This is a genomic window from Okeania sp. KiyG1 (assembly GCF_014132355.1).
Classification (GTDB): Bacteria; Cyanobacteriota; Cyanobacteriia; order Cyanobacteriales; family Microcoleaceae; genus Okeania.
This window is the reverse complement of sequence record NZ_BLZO01000089.1, coordinates 23,632-50,622: the sequence shown is the minus strand read 5'-3', so window position 1 is coordinate 50,622 and position 26,991 is coordinate 23,632. Positions and strand designations below refer to the sequence as shown.

The window sequence follows — 26,991 nt, the reverse complement described above, 5'->3', positions numbered from 1 at the left end:
AGGTAGCTATGTATGTTGAGTTTTGCACCTAAATTTATTTCTAGCTGTAGGTTGGGTTAAGCTTTAGCGCAACCCAACAAAAATTTCTCTAGCAGCACATTTTTTAGTCAGGGCAATATAATTTGATTGAAAAAGTAATAGAGATTTTTCCTAATCTTAATGTGGAGCTATACATAACTCTTTCCATAAAAATTAGGTACGGTGATTAAAGAAACCAACTTTTGAACAATTCATAAATTATTGGAGTCACTGTTGTTAATTGACTGATTCGTTGTGCAAAGGTCTTTCTGTTGGGTTTCCTTCCTCAACCAAACCTACAAAATGTTATGTAAAATTGTGACAAACTTCTATATTTATTATTGGCAATCTGCTGAAAATTTACATCATTGTTTTCTGGGGATTTTTTGATGTTTTTTACCTGCCTACTTTAGCATTTCAAGAAAATTTTGCTTAAGCAAACCCAGAACTTTAATAAACTGAAGTATTAGCCAGTAAATCACAAACCATGAAACTGTGATACTTGGAATAAATAATATAATCATAAACATTAATTCTGATTGTTGATATCCTGCGTTCAGAAAACATAAAATCCATCCTTCTTGATTTCCCGGACATTTAAAGAGTAAATTAAGCCCTTGGATCGTAAAGGGAAGTGTACAAATAAGTATAAAAAATAATAAACCATATTCCGTAAAAAATTCACTCTTATGCAATTGTTGACGTACCTTTTCACTCATCAATCTAAATAATATAAAACGATATCTAGATAACCAATAATCAACCTTGCTCAAAACTAAATTAGGACTACTATAGAATAGCTGACCAAACATCAAAACCATAGAAAAATAGCTCCATAAAAAAATCACCAAGCTTGTTAATAAAAATGGTGATGCTAAAACTAAGCATAAAAGAATCAAAAAATATTGGAATTATCTATAGATAAATTAAGTACATAAGTTATTATTGCTAAACCAAGGCTCCAAATTGACATATAAAAAAATTCCCTCCATTCTTGGGAAAGATTCAAATTATTTTGAACTTTTTCCTGAAGCTGAAAGTGTTTAACTTCCATATTTTGTAGAGAATTTTCTAATAACTCAACTCTACGAAACAGCGAATCTAAATAAACATCTTGACTTATCTTTTCCTGCTCTAACTGAAATGCTAAAGATAATTTAGAAAGTTCTTCCTGAAGTTTCAAATATTCACCTGCCGCATCTTGGGAAAACCGCTCTAACCTTTCCCTCAGTAAACTAATCTCTTGAGATAATTCCTGAGCATTTACTTGTTGAGATTCAAAATCTACTAACTTCTGAATAATTATTTGAATTTCTAACTTCGTGTCTTCTGCAAACTGGTTGAAATTTTCATTGACTTGCTGTTGCGAATTAACATTATTATTAATTTTTTCTCTATTTGCCCAGAAAAATTTTGTAGAGAATTTTCTAATGACTTAACTCGACGAAATAACGGCTCTAAACCAACACCTATATTCGACCTTTCTTCCTGCAACTCCAATATATTAGATGATAATTCAGCCACTTTTTCCTGAAGTTGTGAAGAATTACTTTCCACATTAGAAAAATCCTCCAACTTTTCCCTGAGTAAACTAATATCTTGAGATAATTTATGAGCATCTACTTGTTTAGATTCAACATCCACTACCATCCGAACAATTTCTTCAATTTCCCGTTTTGTATCTGCTACAAATTGTTGAAACTTTTTCTTTACTTCCTGTTGTGAATCAAGAGTACTATTAATCCTTTCCTCTATTTACCCAGGTAAACTGTCTAATGAATTTTCTAATGACTTAACTCGACCAAACAACGACTCTAAATCAACATCTCCATTCAACCTTTCTTCCTGTAAATCCAACATAAAATTAGATAACCCAGAAACTTTTTCCTCAAGCTGAGAGTAACTACTTTCCACACCTTGGGAAAACTGCTCTAACTTTTCTCTAAGCAAACTAATCTCTTGAAATAACTCCTGATAATCTGCTGTTTCAACCTGCAAAACTTCATTAACTTCCTCAGATTTATCATCAGTTTCTACCTGTTCAGAATTACCAGGATAATTATGAGATTCCGAAACATCTTTTTTTACACCCCTAATTAGATCCGGAGTAAATTCTATATCATCTAATGGATTACGGTCATTCTTTTCCGACATAAAACACAGCGTAAAAATTTGATATTTGTTTATATCTTAATATTATAGCTGAGTAGATAGGTTGTATGGTGTTATTTTGCCTGAGTAGAAGTTACAAAAAAGAAAAAAATGCCTAATCAAAAACTTTCCTTAGAAATATCAGAATCTCTCCATGAAAAATTAGAGGAACTATCTGAGTCAACAGAAGAACCAATTGAAACTCTAATTATTAAAATTGTTGCCATGAGAATGCCATCATTGCTGAGAGAAACTCAAAAGTTTAATCAACAGTTAGATGCAATTACTCCAGAACAACTGCATGGTGAAATTGGTTTAGAAGAAGTAGTAAGTCAGAAATTCTAATAACTCAGATTTTTATATTCCTAAAAAGGCAGATATTGTCTGGATAAACTTTAATCCTCAATCTGGAAGAGAACAAACTGGCAGTGGTCCTGTTTTAGTAGTTTCATCAAGTAGATATAACCCTCTTGTAGGATTAGCTTTAGTCTGCCCAATTACTACAAAAGTCAAAGGATTTATGTTTGAAATAAAAATTCCAGAAGGATTAGAAATTTCAGGAGTTGTACTAGCAAATTGAGTCAAATCTTTCGACGATAAAACATGGTGAGTAGAGTTTGCTTGTCAAATGCCAGATGAGAGATTAATGCAAGTAATTATTGCCATAAATAGAATGATGATAAAAGTTTAATTTAATCTCAATTAATTCATTGATTTATTTGATGATTTATGAAGTAAAAATATTGAATTTTGTCTTGACCAAAAAATCAGGTCTCCAGCCTCCCCTTTTAAGGGGATGAAAAAGCGGTCGTAGCGGAGCTTCCCGTAGGGTGGGATGGCGAGGTTTCCTCGCCATATCCAATCGACCAAGAGAAAATAAAGTTCAATATTTCAAGTCTCTGATTTTCCTACAGAATGCTGCGCAAACAGTCAGAGGTACTGATAACTGATAACTCATAACTCATAACTGAAATGACCCCAGTAATTCAAGCAGGTACAGCTTCGGGTGCTTATGAAGTTGTTAATAATGAAGAGTTAAAACAAAAATCTCATCCCCCATCCTTCCAGGACCAAATATTGTTTTTAATAAAACCAAAATTGAGGAAACAATTTGAGTCTTATATCAGTCAATACTTAGTTAAAGTAAGTTATAAAACCCTGGGATTATCCAATTTACAAACCGCCTCAAATATGACCATTGCCAATCTTTATTATTATTTTAAAATTAGAGACGAATCAGAAACAAAAATGGGAGAAAATATAGTAGCAACATAGACATATTTCCAGAAAATCTTAGCTAAAATCAAAAGTAGAATTAGGAGATAAATATCATGTCAGACCTCGACCGTGGAATAATGAAATTTAAGGGAGCAGATACTCCCAGCGCGATCGCCATTTCTTCCATTCTGATTTTAGGTGCCATAGTCTTGCTCCTTTTGTGGGGACTCAGTACCGCTTATACAGTTGGCTAGTTAAAAGCAATACAAATTACTTAGAGACGCTCCACCAGAACGTCTCTTTAAAGATATTTAATTTTTAATTAAAATCCAATTTATTGAGAATCTAAAGAGTTGAAAAAAAAGAGTTTATGATTTATGGCCTTTCTCATAAAATGTTGCTATAAATAAGGACAAGAATCTCCATGATTAATGATTTGGGATTTTGTCTCACTTGCTGATTCTGTCAATATAATATTAGTTTAATAGAAATTATTTGAAATCAACCTAATTTGGAGCTATATTATTAGATATGACTACTGAAAAAAAAACACATAAACAACAAACTGTAAGCCCTACTATCTTAGCAGGATGTATGGGCTTTATGATAATATGTGCTTGGGCATTTGCACGTCCTAAAGCTTTTGAAAAACCTACTATTGAAGTTCAATTACCTGAAACTGAAGATGTAGACGAGCAAACAGAAGTTGCTCAAGTACAAACAACAGAAACTGAAACAATTTCAACAACAACTGAAACAGAGTCTCTAACCACAACGACAGAAACCACAGACACTGAAACAACTATTACTCAAGCAGAGTCCCCAACTCCCATCACAACTGATGCAACAACCACTGAAACAGAGTCTTTTACTACAACGACAGAAACCACAGACACTGAAACAACTATTACTCAAGCAGAGTCCCCAACTCCTATCACCACTGATACAACAACCACTGAAGCAGAGTCTCTAACCACAACTACAGAAACCACAGACACTGAAACAACTACTAACTCAGTATCTACTTCTCCATCCCCGACCGTATCACCTACTACTAATATTACTGCTACCTCTGGAGTCGAAACTACAAAACCAACTGCTACATCATCCCCCGAAATCGAAACTTCTGCTGCTGCTACTACTAACACATCTACAACATCTCAACCACAAGGCAAAAACTTGAGTCAAACCAAAACTTTAGGTCAAGTAAAATTTGGATTTGATGCATTTGAATTATCTCCCGAAGCAGAGCAAACTATAAATAGTTTCATCTCAGAAATTAAACAATACGATCCGAATAAAGTTACTATTAGAGTTGAAGGTCATACATCTCAGGTCGGTGGTGCTCAGTTAAATCAAGAAATATCTGAAGACCGAGCAAATGCAGTGGTCGAATATTTGAAACAGCAGAATTTACCACATCAGGTTGTTGGCGAAGGAATGGGATTTTCTCAACCACTCCCTGGTAGCGATCCTGCTGCTGATATCAACCAGCGAACAGTAATTATTTTGACACCCGCTAATTAAAAAGGAAGAAGGAAGAAGGAAGAAGGAAGAAGGAAAAAGGAAGAAGGAAGAAGGAAGAAGGAAGAAGGAAGAAGGAAGAAGGAAGAAGGAAGAAGGAAGAAGGAAGAAGGAAGAAGGAAGAAGGAAGAAGGAAGAAGGAAGAAGAAAAAATATTGGTGGTGGTTAGAGATAGTGTAGGAAGTGTGGGGAGTGTGGGAAGAAATTCAACAATATATATCTTCACCATTATCGAAAAATTCTGGTCTAAAGCTTCCCCTTTGAAGAGGATAGAAAAAGAGAATATTCCCGAACTCAAGTCTCCTTATTGCAGAGGTACTGTTAGCGTAGCTCCTCCGCTAGGAGGCTAACTGATAACAGAAATGACGCTCCCCAGGACAACCAAAATATTGTGTTGTTTGAGTTTTAGAGCTTCTCGATCTGTCCGCGCTCTTTCCTTCGACTGCTATACCTTATATCATGTCCGATTGAATAGTTATAAATAAACGACGGAGGAGTCAGGATGACCTAGTCACGAGTCAGAAGGGAAGAAAGAAGGAAGAAGCAAGAAAAAAAGAGAAAGTTTTTTGATAGCGCTCTTATCCGGACATAATATTATATAGAATCTCCCCCACTCCCCTGCTCCCTACTCCCCTACTCCCCTACTCCCCTACTCCCCTACTCCCCTGCTCCCTACTCCCCTACTCCCCCGCTCCTAGGTAATATGCTATATTAAAAGACTGTTCCAAATCAAAACTAATAAATCTGAACTATAAATGTCTACAAAACCTACCATTTCATTCTCTCACCTAGGGTGCGAAAAAAACCGTATCGATACCGAACATATCATAGGTTTACTAGCACAAGCAGGTTATCAAGTAGATGCTAACGAAGAATTAGCAGATTATGTAGTCGTTAACACCTGTAGTTTTATTCAAGATGCTAGAGAAGAATCTGTTCGTACTTTAGTAGAATTAGCAGAAGCTAACAAAAAAATAGTCATCGCAGGTTGTATGGCGCAACACTTCCAAGAAGAATTACTTGCAGAACTGCCAGAAGCAGTAGCACTTGTGGGGACTGGTGATTATCATAAAATAGTTGATGTGATGCAACGGGTAGAAAAAGGCGATCGCGTCACAGAAGTCTCCCCCCAACCAACCTATATCGCTGATGAAACAACCCCACGTTACCGCACCACATCCGAAGGAGTTGCTTATGTACGAATAGCAGAAGGTTGTGATTATCGTTGTGCTTTTTGTATTATTCCTCATCTACGAGGAAATCAGCGATCGCGCACCATAGAATCTATTGTCACCGAAGCTCAACAACTCGCAGACCAAGGGGTAAAAGAAATCATCCTCATCTCCCAAATAACCACTAACTATGGAGTAGATATCTATGGCGAACCCAAACTCGCCGAACTTCTCCGCGCCCTAGGAAAAGTTGATATACCCTGGATTAGAATGCACTATGCCTATCCTACAGGTTTGACTCCCAAAGTAATAGCCGCCATCCAAGAAACTCCCAATATTTTATCCTATCTCGACTTGCCCTTACAACATTCTCATCCCCAAATTTTACGGGCAATGAATAGACCTTGGCAAGGTCGGGTTAATGATGATATAATCGAAAAAATAAAAGCATCTATGCCTAATGCCGTGTTGCGGACAACCTTTATAGTGGGCTTCCCTGGTGAAACAGAAGAGCATCATACACATTTAGTAGAATTTGTCAAGCGCCACGAGTTCGACCATGTTGGGGTATTTACTTTCTCTCCAGAAGAAGGAACACCCGCCTATAGTTTGCCTAATCAATTGCCCAAAGCAGTGATGGACACTCGTAGAGAAGAAATTATGCAAGTCCAGCAGCCCATATCTGCGAAACAGAATCAAAAATCAGTGGGACAAGTAGTTGATGTACTGATTGAACAGGAAAATCCCCAGACAGGAGAGTTAATTGGTAGGTCATCGCGGTTTTCTCCAGAAGTTGATGGACTTGTTTATCTCCAAGGTCAAGCCCGTTTGGGTTCAATTGTGCCAGCGATGATTACAGATGCAGATATTTACGACTTGTACGGTAATCTAGATTTAAGTCAATCGAGCAATTAGACATCTCCTCCAAAAGAGGCAACAGGCAACAGCTCATCTGGCAACAGCTCATCTGGCAATAGGGAGAAATAATTAATAATTTATGGATAAGAATTGATTTTATTTTTGATTTTTACCAGATGTCTATTAGACATCTAGACATCTCCTCCAAAAGACGCAGTAGCGGTGCGACCCCGCGTCGGCGTCAGACGCAAGGGAACGCGCACCAAGAGAGGGAGTAGGAGCAGAAAAGAATTGACGAATTAGAGTGTAATAATTGAGCAAAATAATTGGGTCGCGCAACCTCGCCTTTTAAGGCGAAATATTTTTGGAGCGGGGATCAAATCCTCGTTACAAAAATCACTTCTGACTTCTGACTTCTGACTTCTGACTTCTGACTTAGTTAAATGTCCCAAAAACTCTACATAAATGTACAAAATCTAAAAAAATTAGTGAAATTAAGGAAAATATTTAATAAATGTGGCAAATGTTAAGTATTTTGTTATTATGTTAATGATTATGAAGATAAAGACGAGCTACCCTAAAGTAAGCTGCTAAGTATCATAACATACCTATGATAACTTAGGTAAAGAGGAGGGGACATGGAAAACCTCAAAGTAAAGGTAATTTTTTCCTCCCTTGTCCAACGGAAACTTGATATATACAACAGCTTAACGATAGCCAAATATTGGCTCTAACCTTTCTCAACAGACCCTCTAGGAAATTCCTCTCTATAGCCGTAGGTTTAGGAGTGAGACGAAAAGAGACTTAATCGCAGGGGCTTAAAATTCCTGAGATTGATATGTGTGAGACAGTAGTAATTTCTATATCTTTATCTAATGTTGGTATTTATACCCGCGCTCTCCTCGTCGGGAGCGGAGGGATGGGAATGCCAACCCATGCTATAATAAAACTAAGATTGCGTTAGTAATAGGTCGAAAACATTGAAAGCTAGATATAGATATCGCATATATCCTAATCATATCCAAATAACTAAATTAAATCAATTATTTGGATGTTGTCGTTTTGTTTGGAATCAAAGTTTAGCATATTGTAATCAACTGTATGCTGATGGTCAAAAGAAACCTAGTTATGTTGATTTAACTAAGCAATTTATAACTCAAGCTAAAAGAGAATTAGTTTGGTTAAAGGAAGTAGCATCTACTCCATTGCAACAGTCTCTCAAAGATTTAGACCAAGCTTACAGGAATTTCTTTAATAGTTGTACTGGAAAACGCAAAGGAATTAAAGTTAAACCTCCTAAATTCAAGAGTAGAAAGTCTAGACAAGCAGTTAGATTTGTCGGAGCTAATTACAAAATTGGTCAAGATAAAATCTATCTCCCAAAAGTAGGAAAAATTAAAATTATTTGGTCAAGACCATTAGCTAGCAATCCTAGCTCAGTTACTATAATTAAAGATAGTGCAGGATCTTACTTTGCTAGTTTTGTAGTAGAAACTTGTGCAGAAAATTTACCAAAGTCTGGTAATTCAATAGGTATTGATTTAGGTATTTCAACTTTTGCAACCTTGAGTAACGGAGAAAAAATTAATGCTCCAAAACCTCTGAAAAATAACCTAAAAAAGTTAGCTAAATTTCAGCGTAAATTTACCAGAACTGAACAAGGCAGTAAACGTCGTGAAAAACGTAGGCTGAAAATAGGTAAACTTCATGCCAAAATTAAAGATATTAGAACTAATTTTCTGCACAAGTTATCAACTGATTTAGCCAAAAAATACGACACAATTGTACTAGAAGACTTAAATGTTTCCGGTATGATTAAAAACCGCAAATTAGCTAAGGCAATTAGTGATTTAGGATGGAGACAATTTAGGAGTTTAACTGAAGCAAAATGCGAGAAATATGGTAGAGACTTTAGGACTATTTCTAGGTGGGAGCCTACATCTCAAAAATGTAGTTGTTGTGGGTTTAAAGGTGGGAAGAAAGAGTTAAATGTTAGGGAATGGACTTGCTTGAACTGTGGTAGTTTTCATGATAGAGATATTAATGCAGCAGTTAATGTTTTAGAAGTTGTTCAACCGAAAACCAAGGTTGAAATAGTCAAAGAAACAGTAGCAAAAAATCCTGTACAGCTATCACTTTTCAATGAAGTCGCCGAGGGTCAACGGTCGATTATTTTCGGACACGGAGGAAACGTCAGACTGGCAAGCTAGCAGATTCCAATGATGTGTCAACCCGCCCTGAGTCATTCCTTCAGCTTAGTCTGTTTGATTGATGGATGGGAATCCCTCGCTGTACAGTCAGGTCAGCGTCGGGAGGATGTCAACCGCCTTGAGAAGCAGGGTGGCTGCGCGTATTGTCCTTTTGAGGAAATAAAGGTTGAAAAAACCAGAGACACTGAGTAAAACCAAAATGCTTCTTTATGTTGTATGGAGGCATCAGTGGCTCGGACGCGAAGCCTTCGTTTAAGTCAAAGACTAAGCAGAGGTACTTCAATATACCCAACTAGGGAGAAAAGGAACAGGCATTTTGCCTTTAATTCTGTCGTCGATCTTCAGGTTAAAACCTAGCCGTTGAGAACACACAGACACTACTGAAATGTTAGCTACTAACTCTAATGCTATCAGGATTAGTAGAAACTGTGATTGGCAAAGGCATACTGCCCTACCAAATAACTACAGGTTTATCGTGAGCAAGGGCTGATAAGCAGCTATAGTTGAGCATAAATCTGCCTCCAAGTTGGGTAACAAAACCAGATGTAAAATAATTTACTTAGGAGAATTAATGGATTTATCGTTTGCAAATTTAGGAATTTCACAAGAGCGTGTAAATCATCTGGAAACAATTGGTTTTACTGAACCTACTCCGATTCAAGTCCAAGCAATACCTCATTTGCTGTCAGGAACCGATATTGTAGGTCAAGCCCAAACAGGAACAGGTAAAACCGCAGCGTTTTCGTTACCCATATTGGAGAGAATTGACCTGGAGACAAAGGCAGTTCAAGCTTTGATTTTGACTCCCACTCGTGAGTTAGCGCTGCAAGTTACAGAAGCGATTCGTCAAATTGCTGGTTTGGATAGTAAGGGTCCAACTAAACATCGATTACACGTTTTAACTGTTTATGGTGGTCAATCTATTGAGCGTCAGATTCAGCGCCTTCAAAGAGGTGTTCAGATTGTAGTAGGAACGCCAGGACGAATTATCGATATGCTGAATCGCAATAGTTTAAAACTAGATAATTTGAAAATGATGGTTTTAGACGAAGCTGACGAAATGTTGAGTATGGGTTTTATTCAGGATGTAGAAAGAATTTTGGATGCGGCACCCAGTGAACATCAAACAGCTTTCTTCTCTGCTACCATGGACCACTCAATCAAGAAACTGGTGAATAAATATTTGCGATCGCCAGTAACAGTCAAAGTTGCTCAACAAAAGACAACTCCAAAGCGAATTACTCAGATTGCTTACATGGTGCCTCGTGGTTGGCCAAAAGCTAAAGCCTTACAGCCAGTTTTAGAACTCGAAGACCCAGAAGCAGCTTTGATATTTGTGCGGACAAGGCAAGCTGCGGCTGAACTAACAAACCAATTGCAGTCAGCAGGTCATAGTGTTGATGAATATCATGGTAACTTGAATCAATCCCAACGGGAACGGTTGCTAAGTCGCTTCCGCAATCAACAAGTACGTTGGGTAGTGGCAACTGATATTGCAGCTCGTGGTTTAGATGTAGACCATTTAACTCATGTGATTAACTACGATTTACCTGATAGTGTGGAAAATTATGTTCACCGTATTGGTCGTACTGGTCGTGCAGGTCGTGAAGGTATAGCGATTTCGTTGATTAATCCTTTAGATAAGCGGAAGTTGCGGTTGATAGAACGTCATCTGCGTCAACGTTTGGACACTCGCTCGATTCCTAAGCGGTCTCAAATTGAGGCCCGACAGTTGCAGAAGTTACAGAATAAGGTACGAGATGCTCTGAGTGGGGAACGGATGGCTTCTTTCTTACCATTAATTGCTCAGTTGGGTGAAGAGTATGACCCCCATGCGATCGCTGCTGCAGCTTTACAGATAGCTTATGATGAAACTCGTCCTGCTTGGATGGGGCCTGATTATGCTCAGGAGGAAGACATTCCTGTCTATGAAACTCCTAAACCAAAGCCAAAGCCACGTTCACCTAAGAATCGTAATCAAAAACCTTCTCTTAAAAATCAGAAGAAAAATGGTGACAATCTTGTAGAAGAGGCTTCTGTTTCAGGCAATAATTAAGTTATTTATTTCTGGCTGAAATAGTCGAATAGTAATTTTAGCTTCTCCCGGTTGAAGCCCCACGCCGTTTGCGTTTGCGTAGCATCCTGTAGGGAAGCATGACCTAGAAAAAGGTAACGTCGGCGTGGGATGAACCCCGGTCTTAACTATTGGGTGTAGCCTGAGAGTCTATATACTTTTTCAACTATGAAGTATACTTACCAATACCGTATATATCCAGCAAACGTGCCAGAAGTTGATACTAAACAACTGGCTCAGAATTTGTCGGTATTGGTACAACAGAATGCTAGGAGAACGTTTTAACTGGTGGGAGCAAAGCAGATGTCCTATAAATGCTTGTCCTCTAATTTGTCATTTACCTGAATTAAAAGACAAACCAAATTACTATAACCAGAAGAAGCAATTACCAGAACTGAAAAAGACTATAGTAGAGGTCAAACACTCAGGCGAGCATCTGGATTTTTCCCAAGTTTATTCAACAGTTTTGCAAGATGTTTGTAAAAAAGTAGAAGCAACATTTTCTAGGTTTGTAGTAGGCGATCATAATGGCAAACGAAGTGGTAAACCGAGATTTAAAAATCAATCTAGATATCGTTCATTGAACTTTCAAGAGTGCTGATGATTCTTGGTTAAAATTTTCATCAATTAATAGTAAATGGTTATATATTTCAATTCCTAAAACAGGTTTAATAAAAGTCAGAACTCATAGAGCAATACCAGAGCTAGCCAAAATTAAACAAATTTCATTAACCAAAAAAACTGATGGTTGGTGGATAAATTTAAGCTTAGAGGATAAGTCAATCCCTGAGTTTAAAACTGACAAGATTCAACCTACATGGGAAAACTCAATAGGTTTAGATTCCGTCCTAGACAAAGATATTTATCTAGCTACATCAGAAGGGAACAAATTACCTTCTGTGAAACCTTTAAGAACAAATCAAGAAAAACTAGCTAAAGTATCCCAACGCAAGAACAAACGTAAACATGGCAGTAAAGCTAGACGAAAACTAGCAAAACGCGAAAGTAAAATCCATCAAAAAATAGCCAGAAGTCGTAAAGATTTCCAGTACAAAACAGCTTACAAATTAATTAAAACAGGTAAAAAAGTATTTTTCCATGAGAAATTAAATCTCACAGGATTAACTCGCAGAATTAGAGCAAAACAAGATGAAGATGGAAAGTATTTGCCTAATGGTCAATTGTCCAAGTCTGGATTAAATAAATCTTGGCTTGATGCTGCGTTTAATCAATTCTTTAACATACTGGGTCAGGTAGCCGAAAAAGCTAACGCTAGAGTGATAGAATGCAAACCAAATTATACATCTCAACTACTTTCTTATAGAGATGAAATAGTGTTTACAGATTGCAGTATCAGAGAATATTTCGATGAAGAGTTACAGTTAAAAATTGATAGAGATATAAACGCTGCTATCAATTTGAAACGAGTCGGGCTGGACTTGTTCGGTGACTATAAACCGCCGTCAAAACAAAGTGGTTATAGCTAAATCTAAAACCACTTCTGTTTCTAAGGAAGTTCTGACCGTCTTTAAAAGGTATCAGAAGCCTACACAGAAAGCAGATGCGTCGGTGTAGGTAAGTCACAGACGCGATCGCTTACGTCTTTAAATTTTTTTCAGGAAGAAGTAGGAAGGAAGAAGGAATAGGAAAGAAGAAAGAAAAGTCTTGCTTTGTCTTAGTTTTAGTTTTAAGCTTTTAAACTGTCTGTGCCCTTTGCTTGGACTGCTATATTAATTATTAATTGTTGAACTCAACATATCTCGTACTGCCATTAAAATTTTGCCTAATTTATTTTCCCCACTACCATCTTTTCTTTGACCCCAATATAAATCTACGGGAGACCTATAAACAATTTCTTCATTGCTAGTAGACAGTAATATTTCCCGAATCTCAGAATTAGCAGCAAATTTGTTGAATACTGCCTTTTGCATAATATCATATTTTACCTCTTCCCAATCTGAACGTAATGGGCGGTTGCGATCGCCTCCCAGATTTGCTGCTTCCCCTGGTGTTGCTGCTAAACGAATTTCATCAGCATCAGGCATACCTGGAAATTTTTGAGCTTGAAAATAATGTTCGCTGGTTGGCCACCAATAACCATCTAATTCAAAACCATGAGCAGAACAATTGGAAAAACAACCGTATCTGCTGAGAGTGCTATAAAATGAAATTGCCATAATTTCTCTAACTTTCTCTAATGTCAAAAACATCATCATTTGAAATTCTAAGTTCTCAACAGTTTATTCAATGGTTGAATACTGAGAAAGTTAGTTTAGCATTTACTACTTATCAATCTAATCGACTATTTTTCATCGGCATTAAACCTGACGGTAGTTTATCTGCTACTATGCGGACTTTCGATCGCCCCATGGGACTTTATAGCACCACCGATACCCTAACTCTGGCCACTCGCTACCAGGTCTGGCAGTTAGAGAATATGGTGGAAAAAGGTCAAGTGTTTCAAGACCATGACAAAATGTATGTTCCTCGTCGCAGTTGGCTGACTGGCCAAATAGATGTCCACGATATTGTGGTTGCTGGATGGGAAAACAATGATGGAAAAATTATTTTTGTCAATGCTCTGTTTAGCTGTTTGGCAACTTTGAGCGATCGCTACAGTTTTGCTCCTCTATGGAAACCACCTTTTATTTCTAAACTTGCTCCTGAAGACCGATGTCATTTGAATGGGTTAGCTATAGTTGACGGGGAACCTGGTTATGTTACGGCTTGCGGGCAGTCGGATGTGGTGGATGGATGGAGGGATAAACGGCGCGATGGAGGTTGTGTTATCCATGTTCCTAGCAAAGAGATTATTGCTACAGGACTTTCCATGCCTCATTCTCCTCGTTTTTACCAGGATAAACTCTGGTTGCTAAATTCGGGAATGGGAGAATTTGGCTATTTAGATTTGAAAACGGGACAATTTCAACCTGTTGCTTTTTGTGGAGGATATTTGCGGGGGTTGACTTTTTGGCAAGATTATGCTGTGGTGGGTTTGTCTAAACCCAGAGAACAGACTTTTTCTGGTTTAGCTCTTCAAGAAAGGTTGACAGAAAAGGGAGCTGAGGCTTTTTGTGGGTTACAAATTATTGATTTGCAGACTGGGGATATTGTTCATTGGTTGCGGGTAGAAGGAATTATTGTTGAGTTGTACGATGTGGCAGTTTTGCCTGGAGTCAAATATCCCGGTTGTATTGGTTTGCAACAACAGGATGAGTTGAGGCGAGTGGCGACCCGCGATCTAAGTCTGGAGGTTTAATCTCTCCTTTAATTTGTGTTAGGTGAAATTCGATTTTTTTGAAAAACGAAAAAACATAAAAGCTGATATCCACTGTTAAAATTACCAAAAATGCTCTGCAGTCTACTGATGAGAATATTCATTAGGATGATCATACGATACTAAATCCGATAACTATAGACCACATATCTTAATAGAGAAAAGCTTGATACATAATGTGTTGTAGTTGACTTAATTTGTGGTATGGCTAAACTTGCTTTAGTAGAATAAGTAGGTGAAATCCCAGTTTGTTTGAAAATAGAATGTTATAAAAGCCTATGTCCACTGTTAAAATCACTGAAACCGGAACCCCTAATGAAGCTGGTGCAGTAGCAGCAACTTTTACCATAGACAGAGATACAGAAACAGCAGGAGATATTACAGTATTCTTCACCATCTCAGGCACTGCTCAACAAAACATCGACTACGACATTCAAGGAGCGCAGACGATAGATGGCACAGTTGCCACCGTTACATTTAACGGAGAAACAGGCAGCGTTGTGATTCCTAATGGCCAAACCAGTGTCAACCTAGAAATAATCCCCAGGGACGATATTGTTGTCGATGCCGCAGAAACAGTCACCCTCACCCTCATAGAAGAACCCACAGGAGTGCCCGAACAGTATGATATAAGTCCTACTCCAGGGGATGAGACGGCAACTGTGACAATTACAGATAATACTAACCCCGCATCTAAAGCAGTGGGGAAAAATGAGGAAATCATCTCTACCAATGCTGATAGTCCCCGTTCAGTATTTGTAGCGGATGTGGATGGTGATGGGGATGGGGATGTTCTGAGTGCTTCCTTGTATGACGACAAAATAGCTCTGTACCTCAACGATGGCAGCAATAACTTCACAGAACAGACTATTTCTACTAATGCTGATGGTGCCCGTTCAGTATTTGCAGCGGATGTGGATGGTGATGGGGATGTGGATGTTCTGAGTGCTTCCTTGTATGACGACAAAATAGCTCTGTACCTCAACGATGGCAGCAATAACTTCACAGAACAGACTATTTCTACCAACGCTGATGGTGCCCGTTCAGTATTTGCAGCAGATGTGGATGGTGATGGAGATGTGGATATTCTCAGTGCTTCAGCTGGTGATGACAAAATAGCTCTGTACCTCAACGATGGCAGCAATAACTTCACAGAACAGACAATTTCTACTAATGCTAATGGTGCCCGTTCAGTATTTGCAGCGGATGTGGATGGTGATGGGGATGTGGATGTTCTGAGTGCTTCCTTGTATGACGACAAAATAGCTCTGTACCTCAACGATGGCAGCAATAACTTCACAGAGCAGACCATTTCTACTAATGCTGATTTTGCCCAATCAGTATTTGCAGCAGATGTAGACGGTGATGGGGATGTAGATATTCTTAGTGCTTCAGCTGCTGACGACAAAATCGCCCTGTACCTCAACGATGGCAGCAATAACTTCACAGAACAGACAATTTCTACTAATACTAATGTTGCTTTTCCACTATTTGCAGCAGATGTGGATGGTGATGGGGATGTAGATATTCTTAGTGCTTCAGCTTTTGACAACAAAATAGTTCTGTACCTCAACGATGGCAGCAATAACTTCACAGAACAGACTATTTCTACTAATGCTGATGGTGTCTATTCAGTATTTGCAGCGGATGTGGATGGTGATGGGGATGTAGATATTCTCAGTGCTTCCTTGTATGACGACAAAATCGCCCTGTACGAAACAGTCCCTGTCTCCTTAGTCAGTATCACTGCCACAGGAACTCCTGCAGCAGAAGCGGAAGCCACCCCAGGCATTTTCACCATAGACAGAGGTACAGAAACAGCAGGAGATATTACAGTATTCTTCACCATCTCTGGTACTGCTACCCAAAATATTGATTACGACATTAAAGGGGTTCAAACCGTAGATAACACAGTTTCCACAGTAACTTTTGATGGAGAAACAGGCAGCGTTGTAATTCCTGATGGCCAAACCAGCGTTAACCTAGAAATAGTCCCCAGGGACGATGTTGTGGTCGATGCAGCAGAAACAGTCACCCTTAACCTCATAGAAGAACCTATAGGAGCGCCCCAACAGTATAATGTTAGTGTGACTCCAGGGGATGAGACGGCAACTGTGACAATTACGGATAATACTAACCCCGTACCTAAAGCAGTGGGGGCAAATGAGAAAATCATTTCTACCAGTGCTGATGCTGCCTATTCAGTATTTGCAGCAGATGTAGATGGTGATGGGGATATAGATGTTGTCAGTGCTTCAGCCTTTGACAACAAAATCGCCCTGTACCTCAATGATGGCAGCAATAACTTTACAGAACAGACTATTTCTACTAATGCCAATAGTCCCATATCAGTATTTGCAGCAGATGTGGATGGTGATGGGGATGTGGATGTTCTCAGTGCTTCATTATTGGACGACAAAATTGCCCTGTACCTCAATGATGGCAGCAATAACTTTACAGAACAGACTATTTCTACTAATGCTGATGGTGCCCGTTCAGTATTTGCAGCAGATGTGGATGGTGATGGGGATGTGGATGTTCTCAGTGCTTCCTTATTTGATGACAAAATCGCCCTGTACCTCAATGATGGCAGCAATAACTTTACAGAACAGACCATTTCTACTAATGCTGATTTTGCCCGTTCAGTATTTGCAGCAGATGTGGATGGTGATGGAGATGTGGATGTTCTCAGTGCTTCAGGCTTTGACGACAAAATCGCCCTGTACCTCAACGATGGCAGCAATAACTTCACAGAACAGACTATTTCTACCAACGCTGATGATGCCCGTTCAGTATTTGCAGCAGATGTGGATGGTGATGGAGATGTAGATGTTCTCAGTGCTTCAGGCATTGACGACAAAATCGCCCTGTACCTCAACGATGGCAGCAATAACTTCACAGAACAGACTATTTCTACCAACGCTGATGATGCCCGTTCAGTATTTGCAGCGGATGTGGATGGTGATGGGGATGTAGATGTTCTTAGTGCTTCAGCTGGTGACGATAAAATAGCCCTGTACCTCAACGATGGCAGCAATAACTTCACAGAGCAGACTATTTCTACTAATGCTAATAGTGCCCAATCAGTATTTGCAGCAGATGTGGATGGTGATGGGGATGTGGATGTTCTCAGTGCTTCAGAACTTGACGACAAAGTCGCCCTGTATGAAACAGAAGGGGTTGGTGCTGTGGAATTGCCACCTACACAAGAAATCATTGGCACTGAGTCAAGCGATATTCTCAATGGCACAAGTACACAAGATAGCATTTTTGGCTTGAGTGGTAACGATGTAATTAATGGTTTAGATGATAACGATGTTTTATTTGGCAATGAAGACCTAGATACTATCAACGGAGATGCAGGTAACGACACAATTTTTGGTGGTAAAGATAACGATTTAGTTTTTGGCAACATAGGCGAAGATTTACTGAGGGGAGACAGAGAGAGTGACTCTGTTTTTGGTCAGGAAGGTGACGACACAATTTTTGGTGGCAAAGATGACGATCTAGTAGATGGGGGTTTTGGTAACGATTTAATATCAGGCGATCTAGGTAGCGACACCTTAATTGGAGGTCAAGGAATAGATACCCTGACTGGTGGTGATGATGCTGATATTTTTGAATTAGCTGTTGACGAAGGTTTGGATCTAATCACCGACTTTGTGCCACAACAAGATATAATTCTGCTGGACAAAAGTACATTCACAGCCATTACCAGCGAACTAGGAGTAGGGTTTAGTGTAGCTGAGGAATTTGCAGTAGTCACAAGTGACCAAGCAGCAGAAACCTCGGATGCAATCATTACCTATAATAGTAACAATGGTAATTTATTCTATAATCCAAATGGCAGTGAGACAGGTTTGGGTAGTGGAGGTCAGTTTGCCACATTGACAAATACTCCAGTGTTGGAGGTAGAAGATTTTGTCTTGAGAGTTTCGACTTAGTTAACAATTTGCGATAGGGAGCGCGATATAATACCCTAGTTCTCACACGCAAGTAGTAACGAGGGTGAAATTTGTATCTTCTGCACTAATCGCTGCTATTCGCATTTCTGGCAGTCTATCTATATAGACATAGACCTCATATAGAATCCGGTTGAATAGTTATTGTATAGTTGGGAGTGGGGGACCCACCCCTAACCCCGACCGTGGAGGGGAAGAGGGGAGTGGGGGAGTGGGGGAGTAGGGGAGATTAAATATTGAAGTAATTATAGAATTATCAACATATACTATATAACCGGATTCTATATCAGAAGAAATCCCGCTCCCTACTAGGAAGGGCGTAGTAAGGGTTTGAGGACTTTTTTAGTTATGTTAATTGACAAAGACTTAAATGTAATATCATGTTCCCCCTCCGGGGGAGCTACGCTAACGGACGGGTCAGTTATAAATAAAATTTCAGAACTGACAGTACTGAATAAATACTGAAATTATCTTGAAATACTGAAATTATCTTGATTTTTCTCCTTTCTTCCCCTCCACCGGAGGGGTTAGGGGTGGGTTGACTCCTGACTCCTCGCTAAGTTATACCAATTTGAAAAAAGAATGCTATGAAAAGTGCCACTCTATCAGATATGCTTAAAAATAGTAATTATCGTGGATTTTAGATAGTTATTTATATCGTTTTTACCTTTTTTTCAATATTTATTTCTTCTTCCTTCTTCCTTCTTCCTTCTTTCTTACTTCTACTATTTGTAACAAACACTTATCAAATTGGTATTATTTATAAGTATTCAACCGAACATGATCAGAACTTACGCAGAACTGCCATATTTAGTAGGGGCGAATGGCATTTGCGTTCCGCAAAGCTCCGCTTTATATGTTGCGGAGCAAAACGCCCCCTACCGATAGCGTATTGTCTAAGAATTTGCGTAAGTCCTGATGATATAAGTATAGAGTGTAGAGATTCGGTTGGGCAAGACCCGTCAATGCCTGTGGATGAGTAACCGCCTACGGTAGGGACGTTGCATGCAACGTCCCTACAGCAGGAAGTAAACAGCCTCCTAGGTCGGAGCTACGCTATCAATTTGTCACGTTATGTGAGGCTTTGTATCAGTTTTATGAAGCAGGTTAATACCGTTTCACGGAATTCAAAAGTCAAAAGTCATGCATTATGATTTTATAGCTCAAAACTTTGATGCTTCACTAATTTCAGCAAATTATTCGACATCTAAAGTTTGAAACTATTTGTAACATTCTTTTTTCAAATTGTTATAACAGCAAGTAGTCACGAGGACAGGTGGTGTGAAACTTTTCTACTTTTACACCTCATTGGCCAAAATCTATGTAGGGTTTGCTGAAAAAAACAAAGTGTGGGGGGGTTGGGAAGTGTGGAAGTTTGGGAAGACAGGGAAAGTAGGAGGAATAATTATTCTTTTATTTACCAGTACTTTGAGATTAGATCAGTCAGCCCTAATTATTAATTATTAATTATTAATTATTAATTATTGAACCTACCAGGTTACTCGATCGCTTAACTTCTCTAATATTTTAGGTCCAATTCCAGGCACCTGGTCTAGGTCGTCTAAAGATGTAAAAGGTTTATTTTGTCTAGCTTGAATAATCCGCTCTGCTAATTTAGGTCCAACACCAGGTAGTGTTTCCAATTCTTTAGCAGTAGCTGTATTGAGATTAATTTTAGTGTTAGTATCTATTGTAGGTTTTTCAGTTTCTGTTAATAGCTCGCCACATTCTTTTTGTTGTTTCTCTACTTTTTTAATCAACCAGGATGGTATACCCAGAGTAGCTGTTTGATAAAGTCTTTGAAATTCACGGTCAAAATGAGCTGCTACTGTAGAATTTTCAATTATCAATAAAGTTTCATCATTGTTTTTATTAGCTGTTTCAGTCCAATTGTGAGAACCAGTTATGACAATCGAATTATCAATAATTCCGAATTTGTGATGCAGGCGATCGCCAGGGGGTAAATTTGGTACTCCTACTGTAAAAATTGGTTTTTCCCAAGTCCGATTATTTGCTTCATATTTGCATTTATTAGCCAAAGCAATACCCATCATATCTAATCCTTCACTATAATAACGATAAGCAAAACTCGGATCTATTAAACCTTGAATTAATACTCCTTTTTGAGATTGATTTTCTAGGGTATTAACTAATTGTTGTGATGAAAATACAAAGAGGGATAAATCAATAGATTTTTGTGCTAATTCTAATGTTTGATTAATTAAACCATTAGTACTTTGCTGCCAAGATTTAGTATTAGAAATAGGAGAAAACTTTACTGCCACTTTTGTATCTCCAATAAATATTTGTCTGACAGGTCTAAATGGTTTTTGCACGCCAAATTTACTATCGTGTTTTCCACCAGGTCCGTCTCCCCATAGGAGATTAAATTCCTCTGTGAATAGTTCAGCTAATTCAGAACTTTCTATTTTTAAAAGATTATTAGTATTTCCTCTACTCATAGATTCAAAAAAATCTCCATGAATACCGCTATTAGTAAAATTAGCTGAAGTAACAATAATAGTTTTACCGTCCACAACTACAAATTTGTGGTGCATGAGACCACTACCCCTAGAACCATCAGCAGTATCATCAATCAAGGGAACCCCTGCATTAGTTAACATAATCAGAGCATCACTGCTATTAATTTCATCTTGACTAAGATAACCATCCATGTTATAGTCAGCTATATGAAAAAATTCTCTGTAGCGTTCCTGTTCCCGTTCAGACAGTTGAGTTACTTCAAATTCAGTTAGGCTCCCCCAAGAACGATTGTAGTTATTCTCAATAATTATTCGTACCTCTATACCTGCTTGATGACGTTCGACCAAAGCTTGAGCAATACCAGGTAAACGTAACTCTTGAACCGCCACATCTACACTAGAAGTAGCATTAGCAATAGTACCAACGATTATTTCTTCAAGATTATCTCCTGACCTTGTTTGCTGGCGAGTAGACTCAGTATAGGTTGAAGCTTGGGACTGATTAAAATAAACTTCAATTAAGGGGTCTTGTGGTAACTGGGGAAGTTGAGCAACCGACTGCCGATCTATATTAAGATAACCAGTGAGAATCAGGCTCAGTAGTAAAACAGAAACAAAGCGCAGTTGAGTAGAAAAAAATAGCACTGATTTGAGGAAAGCCAATGGCCTAAATAGGCTATTAGTTAGAGTAGGATAGCTCACAAGGGTAGGTTTTTTACTTTCTATTTGTGACAAGACTTGGAGGAAAAGAAGCACAAAGAACTACACTGACTTTATAATACTTATACAGTGGCCTGAATCTTAAACATTTTTGTTGCTTCTATTTGAATCTTAAAAAATATTGATGTTGAATATTGTGTCATAATGGCCGATAATATTAAATTGAGAGTGGACTATAGCGCTACTAAAGTTTAATAAATAGTTTGTGGATTTTTCAATCAGGTCTGGAAAAAAATATTTAACGATGACCAAAACTGAGAGAACTTGGTAAAAGCTAACTTTGCTGTTTTTATGCCGAAAAGAAAAAGGACTTTTCCGTGTGGCCATAAAGGATATGGGAGAAAATGCCATCGCTGTGAACAACAGGAGATGGCAAAGCAAAGAGTTGACGAAGAAATAGCGGAAAAGCGAGAAAAAAAGTTAGAATGGGAAGCCTCTTTCGATGGCGATTTGATAGACTTGAGAGGATTACCAGATTATGTAGTGGTTAAAGCCAGGTCAATTATTTCTGCATTAAATGATAATCAAAGCTATCGAGAATTTGGAGGTAAACGGCTGCGTCATAATCGTTTCATAGTAAGTATACCTGTTACTCGCAACTATAGAATGATTTGTCAAGATTATGGGAGTTTTGTTATACCACAGAAAGTTATGTCACATGAAGATTATAATGTTTGTAAACCTAAGTAGCTATTTATTAATTAATAATTAATAATTAATAATTAATAATTACCTATCCTTGAAAACTGATTAGGATTGACGAGACAGGAAAATTTTTAGTATAGAAATATATGAGTCACAATAGCCACATTAAAAAGAATTCAGATACATAGCAGTCCTATTAGAATTATGTAAAAAATATCTGGGAATTTATAGAGTAGATATATCGGGTAATATTGCCCAGGGAATTAAACAATTTTTACCAAATAATTAAGGTGAAATTCCTCTCATTTTAAGGAGAAACAATGAATTAATTTTCCCTTTTGCGTAAATCCTATCCGTTTTCAAGGAGAGTTCATTAATTGATAATTACAATAAGGTTAAAACCGTTACGGAATTGAATATAAGTAAATCTGATTTCTTCTCTTAGTCGATTGGATATGGCGAGGTTTCCTCAACATCCCAGCCTCCGGGAAGCTCCGAATATCGACCGCTTTTTTTTCCCTTAAAAGGGTCGGCTTCAAGGCGTGAATTATTTAATTATTAATTATTAATTATTAATTATTAATTGTTGAACTACTTTTTCACTTTTTTATGTCAAAACTTTTGTGGCAATATTTTGATTATATTGTAGAAGTTAATGATAAAAACGGATAGACATGATGCAAATTTATCTAGACTATAGTGCCACAACACCAACAAGGCCAGAAGCGATCGCTGCTATGCAACAAGCTTTTACCCAACAATGGGGTAATCCATCTAGCTTACATACATGGGGCCAGAGGTCGGCAACATTAGTCGAGAGGGCAAGAATAAAAGTGGCTAATCTGATCCATACAGTGCCAGAGTCAATTATTTTTACTTCTGGAGGGACTGAAGCTGATAATATGGCAATCATGGGCGTGGCAAATTGCTATAAAAAACCCCAACATATCATTATTTCTAGTGTAGAACATTCTGCAATTTCACAACCAGCAAGAATGTTAGAAAATTGGGGTTGGCAAGTGACAAGATTACCTGTGGATCGACAAGGAAGAGTAGATCCGGAAAAACTACAAGCAGCATTACAACCAAATACAGTTTTAGTATCAATAATTTATGGTCAAAGTGAAGTTGGCACTCTCCAACCTATTGAGGAATTAGGTAATATTTGTCGTTCTCATGGGGTTTTGTTTCATACTGATGCCGTTCAGGTAGTGGGACGTTTACCAATAGATGTGCAAAAACTGCCAGTAGATTTATTATCTTTATCAAGTCATAAAATTTATGGTCCTCAAGGTGTGGGGGCGCTTTATATCAGAGAAGGTGTAGAGCTAGTACCAATATTGACTGGTGGTGGCCAGGAATTGAAATTACGTTCTGGTACTCAGGCCGTAGCAGCGATCGCTGGTTTTGGAGTGGCAGCAGAATTAGCAGATGAGGAAATGACGACAGAAACATTAAGGTTAATCAGATTGCGCGATCGCTTATTTGAACAGATGGCACAAACTCCTTATGTAATTTCTACTGGAGATCGATGGCATAGACTACCTCATCATGTTAGTTTTTGTATTGTTCCCCCAGAAGTTGAAATAGGGGAAAGGGAAGATAAAATTACAGGAAAAACTTTGGTGCGACAGTTAAACCTGGCTGGAATTGGTATTAGTGCTGGTTCAGCTTGTCATAGTGGAAAGGTAACTCCAAGTCCAATATTACTCGCAATGGGGTATACAGAAGAGCCTGCAACTAGAGGTATTCGTTTAACATTAGGACGAGAAACGACGGAAGCAGATATTGATTGGACAGCAATGGTACTGAAACAAATTTTGGAAAGACTAATGCCGAGGACACTAGCTATTGTCAATAATTAATAATTAATAATTAATAATTAATTATTACCTCTCCTTGAAAAGAAGAGGATTGACTCAAAGGAAAAATTTTTCTTGTTTCTCCTTTAAAGGAGAGGCTTTAAAACTTAATTATTCGGCAAATTAAAAATAAATATAGTATGTAATAAATTAGGATATGTATATTGCGATCGCTTTCTTAAAAGTAAAAGTAGTACAAATTGAAACTATATTAATTATTCCCAATATGATTTGTTCAATAGGAGTATTTAGTTTTTCATAACTTTTGTTATTTTGAAACTTAGTATTAATGTTAACAAAATACTATTACTTAAGATCGAGAACATTAGTCAAAAAAAGTAGTAATTATCTTTTTATTTTTGGGTTTAATACCCTGCCGTCTACAGGGTGTTTATAATTCCTTGGGTTTTGAGTCGCCATTCACTTTTTCCTCCTTCCTTTTTCCTCCTTTCTTCTTCCTTTTTCCTTCTTCCTTCTTCCTTATTAAACAAGTCTAAAAATATTATATAATTTGCATGATAATTTTCAATTTGAACTAAGATTAACAAAGAAAATATACCAATAAGTCATAATCTGAGAATTCGGAGAAAAAAATTGAAAAATCAACAACAAAGTTTACAAACAGTAATATTAGCAACCGTGTCATCATTAGTATTGCTAATTGGCTTCAATTCCTTTGTCATTATTAATCCTGGTCAAGCTGGTGTTATTAGTATTTTAGGTAAAGCTAGAGATGGCGCTCTCTTAGAAGGTATTCACTTTAAACCTCCCTTGATTTCTCAAGTTGATATCTATGATGTAACTGTACAAAAATTTGAAGTTCCAGCCCAAAGTTCTACAAAAGATTTACAACAATTATCAGCAAGTTTTGCAATTAACTTTCGCTTAGACCCTATGTTAGTAGTAAAAATCAGAAGAGAACAAGGAACTCTACAAAATTTAGTTGCCAAAGTAATTGCACCACAAACTCAAGAATCTTTTAAAATTGCTGCAGCTAGAAGAACTGTTGAAGAAGCCATTACTCAAAGGGAAGAATTGAAAGCAGACTTTGATAATGCTTTAGGTTCTCGTTTAGATAAATATGGCATTCTTGTGTTAGATACTAGCGTAATTGATTTAACATTTTCTCCTGAATTTGCTAAAGCAGTTGAAGAGAAGCAAATTGCTGAACAAAAAGCACAACGAGCAGTATATATTGCTGAAGAAGCAGAACAAGAAGCTCAGGCATATATTAACCGTGCAAAGGGTAAAGCAGAGGCTCAAAAACTATTAGCTGAAACATTAAAAGCACAAGGTGGTGAGTTGGTTTTACAAAAAGAAGCGATCGAAGCTTGGAAAGCAGGTGGTTCTCAAATGCCTAAAGTTTTAATTATGGGAAATGACAAATCTCAAAGACCTCCTTTTATTTTCAATCTTGATAATTTAGATGAAAATCAATAAATCATCTTGAAGAAGGAAGAAGGAAGAAGGAGGAAGGAAGAAGGAAGAGGGAGGAAGACAGAAGGCAAAAGGCAGGAAGGAAAATTGCATGGGGTATAGTCTTCGACAGGCCATTTTGTGTCTACAAACCTCAAACAATTTTAAGCACCTCCGTTGACGGTTGTGGGTATTACACCCGCATACAGAAAAGAGAAATCTCTTGGTTAATTGTTTTTAATTCTAAGGAAATGAATGAAATAGATACCTAAGAACGACAAAACAAATTCAAAACCTAGAGACATTATACTAAGTCCGGTCGATCTAATATCATCAGGATTTACGCATAATATCAAATCCGCTTAATTGGACATAAAAAAATTCTCCAATTGCCATAACTACGCTCATCTTTGCTAATTCTTTCTTCTCCTGAATTGCAGAATTGCAGAATTGCAGAATTGCAGAATTCTACAGCGGTTTTCATGTGGGTAGACCACAGTAGGGGCGTTAACGATAGTTATGCGCAAGCTTTCGGCCGTTTGCTGACGCATAGCTGACGAATGGCGCCCCTACAGGTTTTTGGTTATGACGATGTGGTTCATCAACTTGAAAAGCGCTGCTCAAGACTTAACCATTCTATAACTGTTTAACCGGATTTGATATAACCACCATATTTTGTAGGGGAAAACGGCCGTTTTCCCCTACAGGTGGTGTATAATTCAATATTTTGCTTTAGGCCGCCAGATAGATATTTCATGGACTAAAACCCTACTACAAACAAAAACTTTAAACGACAACTATTCAACTAAAATTTGATAATCGGATGAAGTTTCTTCTGCTGGAGTTGGTGAAGCTGTTGCCTCTGTTTCTGGAATCACAATTTGCTTTTTAGGCTTTTTAGAAGGTTTATCAAGCTCTTCAAGTGGAGTTGATATGGGGAATGATTTTTTTTATCTGCTTCTTAGAAGGTTTATTTAGCGGTAGACCAGAAGGTGACTCAGTTGCTTCCGGTTCTTGTGTAGGTGCAGGTGACTCAGTTGCTTCCGGTTCAGAGCTAGGAATAACTTGAGGTATAGGGTTAACTAAATTAATATCTAGCTTGTAGTCAGTACCAGGTAAACCAGGTAAGGGAGTGAGAGTTATTTTGTAGTCTCCATCATTGGGTAGAGTTCCTTTCCAAATAGATACTTTCTCAGAAATTCCATCTACTGGTTCACCATCTACTGCTATTAAACTCATTAATACTCCTTCTCCAGTAACTAATAAATTCAGATTTTGCCCTTGACTTCCAGAAATTATATAGTCAATACTTTCATTCCCTTTCAAGCGACCTTCAATAGAGATAGGTTCTCCTGGCAATATATTCAGACGTTCCTCTGAAGTAATTGATGGAGATGGAAT

The 26,991-nt window shown here is 37.9% G+C and carries 23 protein-coding genes; 15 read left to right on the top strand and 8 right to left on the bottom strand.

Translation table 11 applies throughout. From position 1 onward, the window contains the following. Positions 1–422: 422 nt before the first annotated feature. From SAGCYANO_RS20190 to SAGCYANO_RS20175, 4 genes are all read right to left on the bottom strand, one after another. On the bottom strand, positions 423–839 hold the full coding sequence (locus SAGCYANO_RS20190) for a hypothetical protein (RefSeq protein WP_237396404.1): 417 nt from the start codon (positions 837–839) through the stop codon (positions 423–425). Between the two features lie 74 nt (positions 840–913). Beyond that, positions 914–1,201: a hypothetical protein gene (locus tag SAGCYANO_RS20185; RefSeq protein WP_202221700.1), complete on the bottom strand. Its 288-nt coding sequence runs from the start codon at positions 1,199–1,201 to the stop codon at positions 914–916. Positions 1,202–1,332: 131 nt separating this feature from the next. Then, complete coding sequence (locus SAGCYANO_RS20180; protein WP_202221699.1) at positions 1,333–1,668, bottom strand: hypothetical protein; 336 nt, start codon at positions 1,666–1,668, stop codon at positions 1,333–1,335. A gap of 105 nt (positions 1,669–1,773) precedes the next feature. Further along, positions 1,774–2,172 (bottom strand): hypothetical protein, encoded by a 399-nt coding sequence (locus SAGCYANO_RS20175; protein WP_202221698.1) that lies wholly within the window; start codon positions 2,170–2,172, stop codon positions 1,774–1,776. A 108-nt stretch (positions 2,173–2,280) separates the two neighbouring features. On the opposite strand from SAGCYANO_RS20175, the gene SAGCYANO_RS20170 reads away from it, so the two are divergent. From SAGCYANO_RS20170 to SAGCYANO_RS45060, 10 genes are all read left to right on the top strand, one after another. Further along, positions 2,281–2,514 (top strand): hypothetical protein, encoded by a 234-nt coding sequence (locus SAGCYANO_RS20170; protein WP_202221697.1) that lies wholly within the window; start codon positions 2,281–2,283, stop codon positions 2,512–2,514. 16 nt (positions 2,515–2,530) lie between these two features. Beyond that, positions 2,531–2,749: a type II toxin-antitoxin system PemK/MazF family toxin gene (locus SAGCYANO_RS50515; RefSeq protein WP_202221785.1), complete on the top strand. Its 219-nt coding sequence runs from the start codon at positions 2,531–2,533 to the stop codon at positions 2,747–2,749. A gap of 392 nt (positions 2,750–3,141) precedes the next feature. Further along, positions 3,142–3,444: a hypothetical protein gene (locus tag SAGCYANO_RS20160; protein WP_202221696.1), complete on the top strand. Its 303-nt coding sequence runs from the start codon at positions 3,142–3,144 to the stop codon at positions 3,442–3,444. A gap of 56 nt (positions 3,445–3,500) precedes the next feature. Beyond that, the gene (locus tag SAGCYANO_RS20155; protein ID WP_202221695.1) at positions 3,501–3,641 is read left to right on the top strand and encodes a hypothetical protein; all 141 of its coding nucleotides are present in this window, start codon (positions 3,501–3,503) and stop codon (positions 3,639–3,641) included. Between the two features lie 277 nt (positions 3,642–3,918). Next, complete coding sequence (locus SAGCYANO_RS20150) at positions 3,919–4,914, top strand: OmpA family protein (RefSeq protein WP_202221694.1); 996 nt, start codon at positions 3,919–3,921, stop codon at positions 4,912–4,914. 752 nt (positions 4,915–5,666) lie between these two features. Then, positions 5,667–6,998 carry a 30S ribosomal protein S12 methylthiotransferase RimO gene (rimO, locus tag SAGCYANO_RS20145; RefSeq protein ID WP_202221693.1) on the top strand — a complete coding sequence of 444 codons (1,332 nt, stop codon included), beginning with the start codon at positions 5,667–5,669 and terminating at the stop codon, positions 6,996–6,998. Positions 6,999–7,921: 923 nt separating this feature from the next. Beyond that, complete coding sequence (locus SAGCYANO_RS20140) at positions 7,922–9,151, top strand: RNA-guided endonuclease TnpB family protein (RefSeq protein ID WP_202221692.1); 1,230 nt, start codon at positions 7,922–7,924, stop codon at positions 9,149–9,151. Between the two features lie 571 nt (positions 9,152–9,722). Beyond that, positions 9,723–11,207: a DEAD/DEAH box helicase gene (locus tag SAGCYANO_RS20135; protein ID WP_202221691.1), complete on the top strand. Its 1,485-nt coding sequence runs from the start codon at positions 9,723–9,725 to the stop codon at positions 11,205–11,207. Positions 11,208–11,442: 235 nt separating this feature from the next. Continuing rightward, a complete protein-coding gene (locus SAGCYANO_RS45065; protein ID WP_237396402.1) occupies positions 11,443–11,826 on the top strand; it encodes a helix-turn-helix domain-containing protein in 384 nt (127 codons plus the stop codon). A 25-nt stretch (positions 11,827–11,851) separates the two neighbouring features. Further along, complete coding sequence (locus SAGCYANO_RS45060) at positions 11,852–12,712, top strand: transposase (protein ID WP_307785943.1); 861 nt, start codon at positions 11,852–11,854, stop codon at positions 12,710–12,712. Between the two features lie 243 nt (positions 12,713–12,955). Here SAGCYANO_RS45060 and SAGCYANO_RS20125 read toward each other — a convergent pair whose 3' ends face one another. Next, positions 12,956–13,402 (bottom strand): NADAR family protein, encoded by a 447-nt coding sequence (locus SAGCYANO_RS20125; RefSeq protein WP_202221690.1) that lies wholly within the window; start codon positions 13,400–13,402, stop codon positions 12,956–12,958. A gap of 20 nt (positions 13,403–13,422) precedes the next feature. On the opposite strand from SAGCYANO_RS20125, the gene SAGCYANO_RS20120 reads away from it, so the two are divergent. Both SAGCYANO_RS20120 and SAGCYANO_RS20115 read left to right on the top strand, forming a co-directional pair. Then, complete coding sequence (locus SAGCYANO_RS20120; RefSeq protein WP_202221689.1) at positions 13,423–14,484, top strand: TIGR03032 family protein; 1,062 nt, start codon at positions 13,423–13,425, stop codon at positions 14,482–14,484. A 296-nt stretch (positions 14,485–14,780) separates the two neighbouring features. Beyond that, positions 14,781–18,446, top strand: a complete 3,666-nt coding sequence (locus SAGCYANO_RS20115) for a calcium-binding protein (RefSeq protein WP_202221688.1) — start codon at positions 14,781–14,783, stop codon at positions 18,444–18,446. 1,508 nt (positions 18,447–19,954) lie between these two features. Here the strand turns inward: SAGCYANO_RS20115 and SAGCYANO_RS20110 are convergent. Then, positions 19,955–21,541: a DUF655 domain-containing protein gene (locus tag SAGCYANO_RS20110; protein WP_237396423.1), complete on the bottom strand. Its 1,587-nt coding sequence runs from the start codon at positions 21,539–21,541 to the stop codon at positions 19,955–19,957. 417 nt (positions 21,542–21,958) lie between these two features. Here SAGCYANO_RS20110 and SAGCYANO_RS20105 point away from each other — a divergent pair, with 417 nt between their 5' ends. Both SAGCYANO_RS20105 and SAGCYANO_RS20100 read left to right on the top strand, forming a co-directional pair. Continuing rightward, entirely contained in the window at positions 21,959–22,357 is a 399-nt protein-coding gene (locus tag SAGCYANO_RS20105) for a hypothetical protein (protein ID WP_202221687.1), read from the top strand. A gap of 632 nt (positions 22,358–22,989) precedes the next feature. Beyond that, positions 22,990–24,177 (top strand): cysteine desulfurase family protein, encoded by a 1,188-nt coding sequence (locus SAGCYANO_RS20100; RefSeq protein WP_202221783.1) that lies wholly within the window; start codon positions 22,990–22,992, stop codon positions 24,175–24,177. A gap of 377 nt (positions 24,178–24,554) precedes the next feature. On the opposite strand, the gene SAGCYANO_RS20095 is transcribed toward SAGCYANO_RS20100, so the two are convergent. After that, positions 24,555–24,722 carry a hypothetical protein gene (locus tag SAGCYANO_RS20095; RefSeq protein WP_202221686.1) on the bottom strand — a complete coding sequence of 56 codons (168 nt, stop codon included), beginning with the start codon at positions 24,720–24,722 and terminating at the stop codon, positions 24,555–24,557. A 46-nt stretch (positions 24,723–24,768) separates the two neighbouring features. Between SAGCYANO_RS20095 and SAGCYANO_RS20090 the strand changes: the two genes are divergently transcribed. After that, positions 24,769–25,614: a prohibitin family protein gene (locus tag SAGCYANO_RS20090; RefSeq protein ID WP_202221685.1), complete on the top strand. Its 846-nt coding sequence runs from the start codon at positions 24,769–24,771 to the stop codon at positions 25,612–25,614. Between the two features lie 894 nt (positions 25,615–26,508). Here SAGCYANO_RS20090 and SAGCYANO_RS20085 read toward each other — a convergent pair. Continuing rightward, on the bottom strand, positions 26,509–26,949 hold the full coding sequence (locus SAGCYANO_RS20085) for a hypothetical protein (protein ID WP_202221684.1): 441 nt from the start codon (positions 26,947–26,949) through the stop codon (positions 26,509–26,511). Positions 26,950–26,991: the final 42 nt, after the last annotated feature.

What these genes read in the sequence shown, in the direction of transcription:
- SAGCYANO_RS20190 (WP_237396404.1), bottom strand. Translation starts at nt 839, where the DNA reads ATGGTTTTGATGTTTGGTCAGCTATTCTATAGTAGTCCTAATTTAGTT.
- SAGCYANO_RS20180 (WP_202221699.1), bottom strand. Translation starts at nt 1,668, where the DNA reads ATGGTAGTGGATGTTGAATCTAAACAAGTAGATGCTCATAAATTATCT.
- SAGCYANO_RS20175 (WP_202221698.1), bottom strand. Translation starts at nt 2,172, where the DNA reads ATGTCGGAAAAGAATGACCGTAATCCATTAGATGATATAGAATTTACT.
- SAGCYANO_RS20170 (WP_202221697.1), top strand. Translation starts at nt 2,281, where the DNA reads ATGCCTAATCAAAAACTTTCCTTAGAAATATCAGAATCTCTCCATGAA.
- SAGCYANO_RS20160 (WP_202221696.1), top strand. Translation starts at nt 3,142, where the DNA reads ATGACCCCAGTAATTCAAGCAGGTACAGCTTCGGGTGCTTATGAAGTT.
- SAGCYANO_RS20155 (WP_202221695.1), top strand. Translation starts at nt 3,501, where the DNA reads ATGTCAGACCTCGACCGTGGAATAATGAAATTTAAGGGAGCAGATACT.
- SAGCYANO_RS20150 (WP_202221694.1), top strand. Translation starts at nt 3,919, where the DNA reads ATGACTACTGAAAAAAAAACACATAAACAACAAACTGTAAGCCCTACT.
- rimO (WP_202221693.1), top strand. Translation starts at nt 5,667, where the DNA reads ATGTCTACAAAACCTACCATTTCATTCTCTCACCTAGGGTGCGAAAAA.
- SAGCYANO_RS20135 (WP_202221691.1), top strand. Translation starts at nt 9,723, where the DNA reads ATGGATTTATCGTTTGCAAATTTAGGAATTTCACAAGAGCGTGTAAAT.
- SAGCYANO_RS20125 (WP_202221690.1), bottom strand. Translation starts at nt 13,402, where the DNA reads ATGGCAATTTCATTTTATAGCACTCTCAGCAGATACGGTTGTTTTTCC.
- SAGCYANO_RS20120 (WP_202221689.1), top strand. Translation starts at nt 13,423, where the DNA reads ATGTCAAAAACATCATCATTTGAAATTCTAAGTTCTCAACAGTTTATT.
- SAGCYANO_RS20115 (WP_202221688.1), top strand. Translation starts at nt 14,781, where the DNA reads ATGTCCACTGTTAAAATCACTGAAACCGGAACCCCTAATGAAGCTGGT.
- SAGCYANO_RS20105 (WP_202221687.1), top strand. Translation starts at nt 21,959, where the DNA reads ATGCCGAAAAGAAAAAGGACTTTTCCGTGTGGCCATAAAGGATATGGG.
- SAGCYANO_RS20100 (WP_202221783.1), top strand. Translation starts at nt 22,990, where the DNA reads ATGCAAATTTATCTAGACTATAGTGCCACAACACCAACAAGGCCAGAA.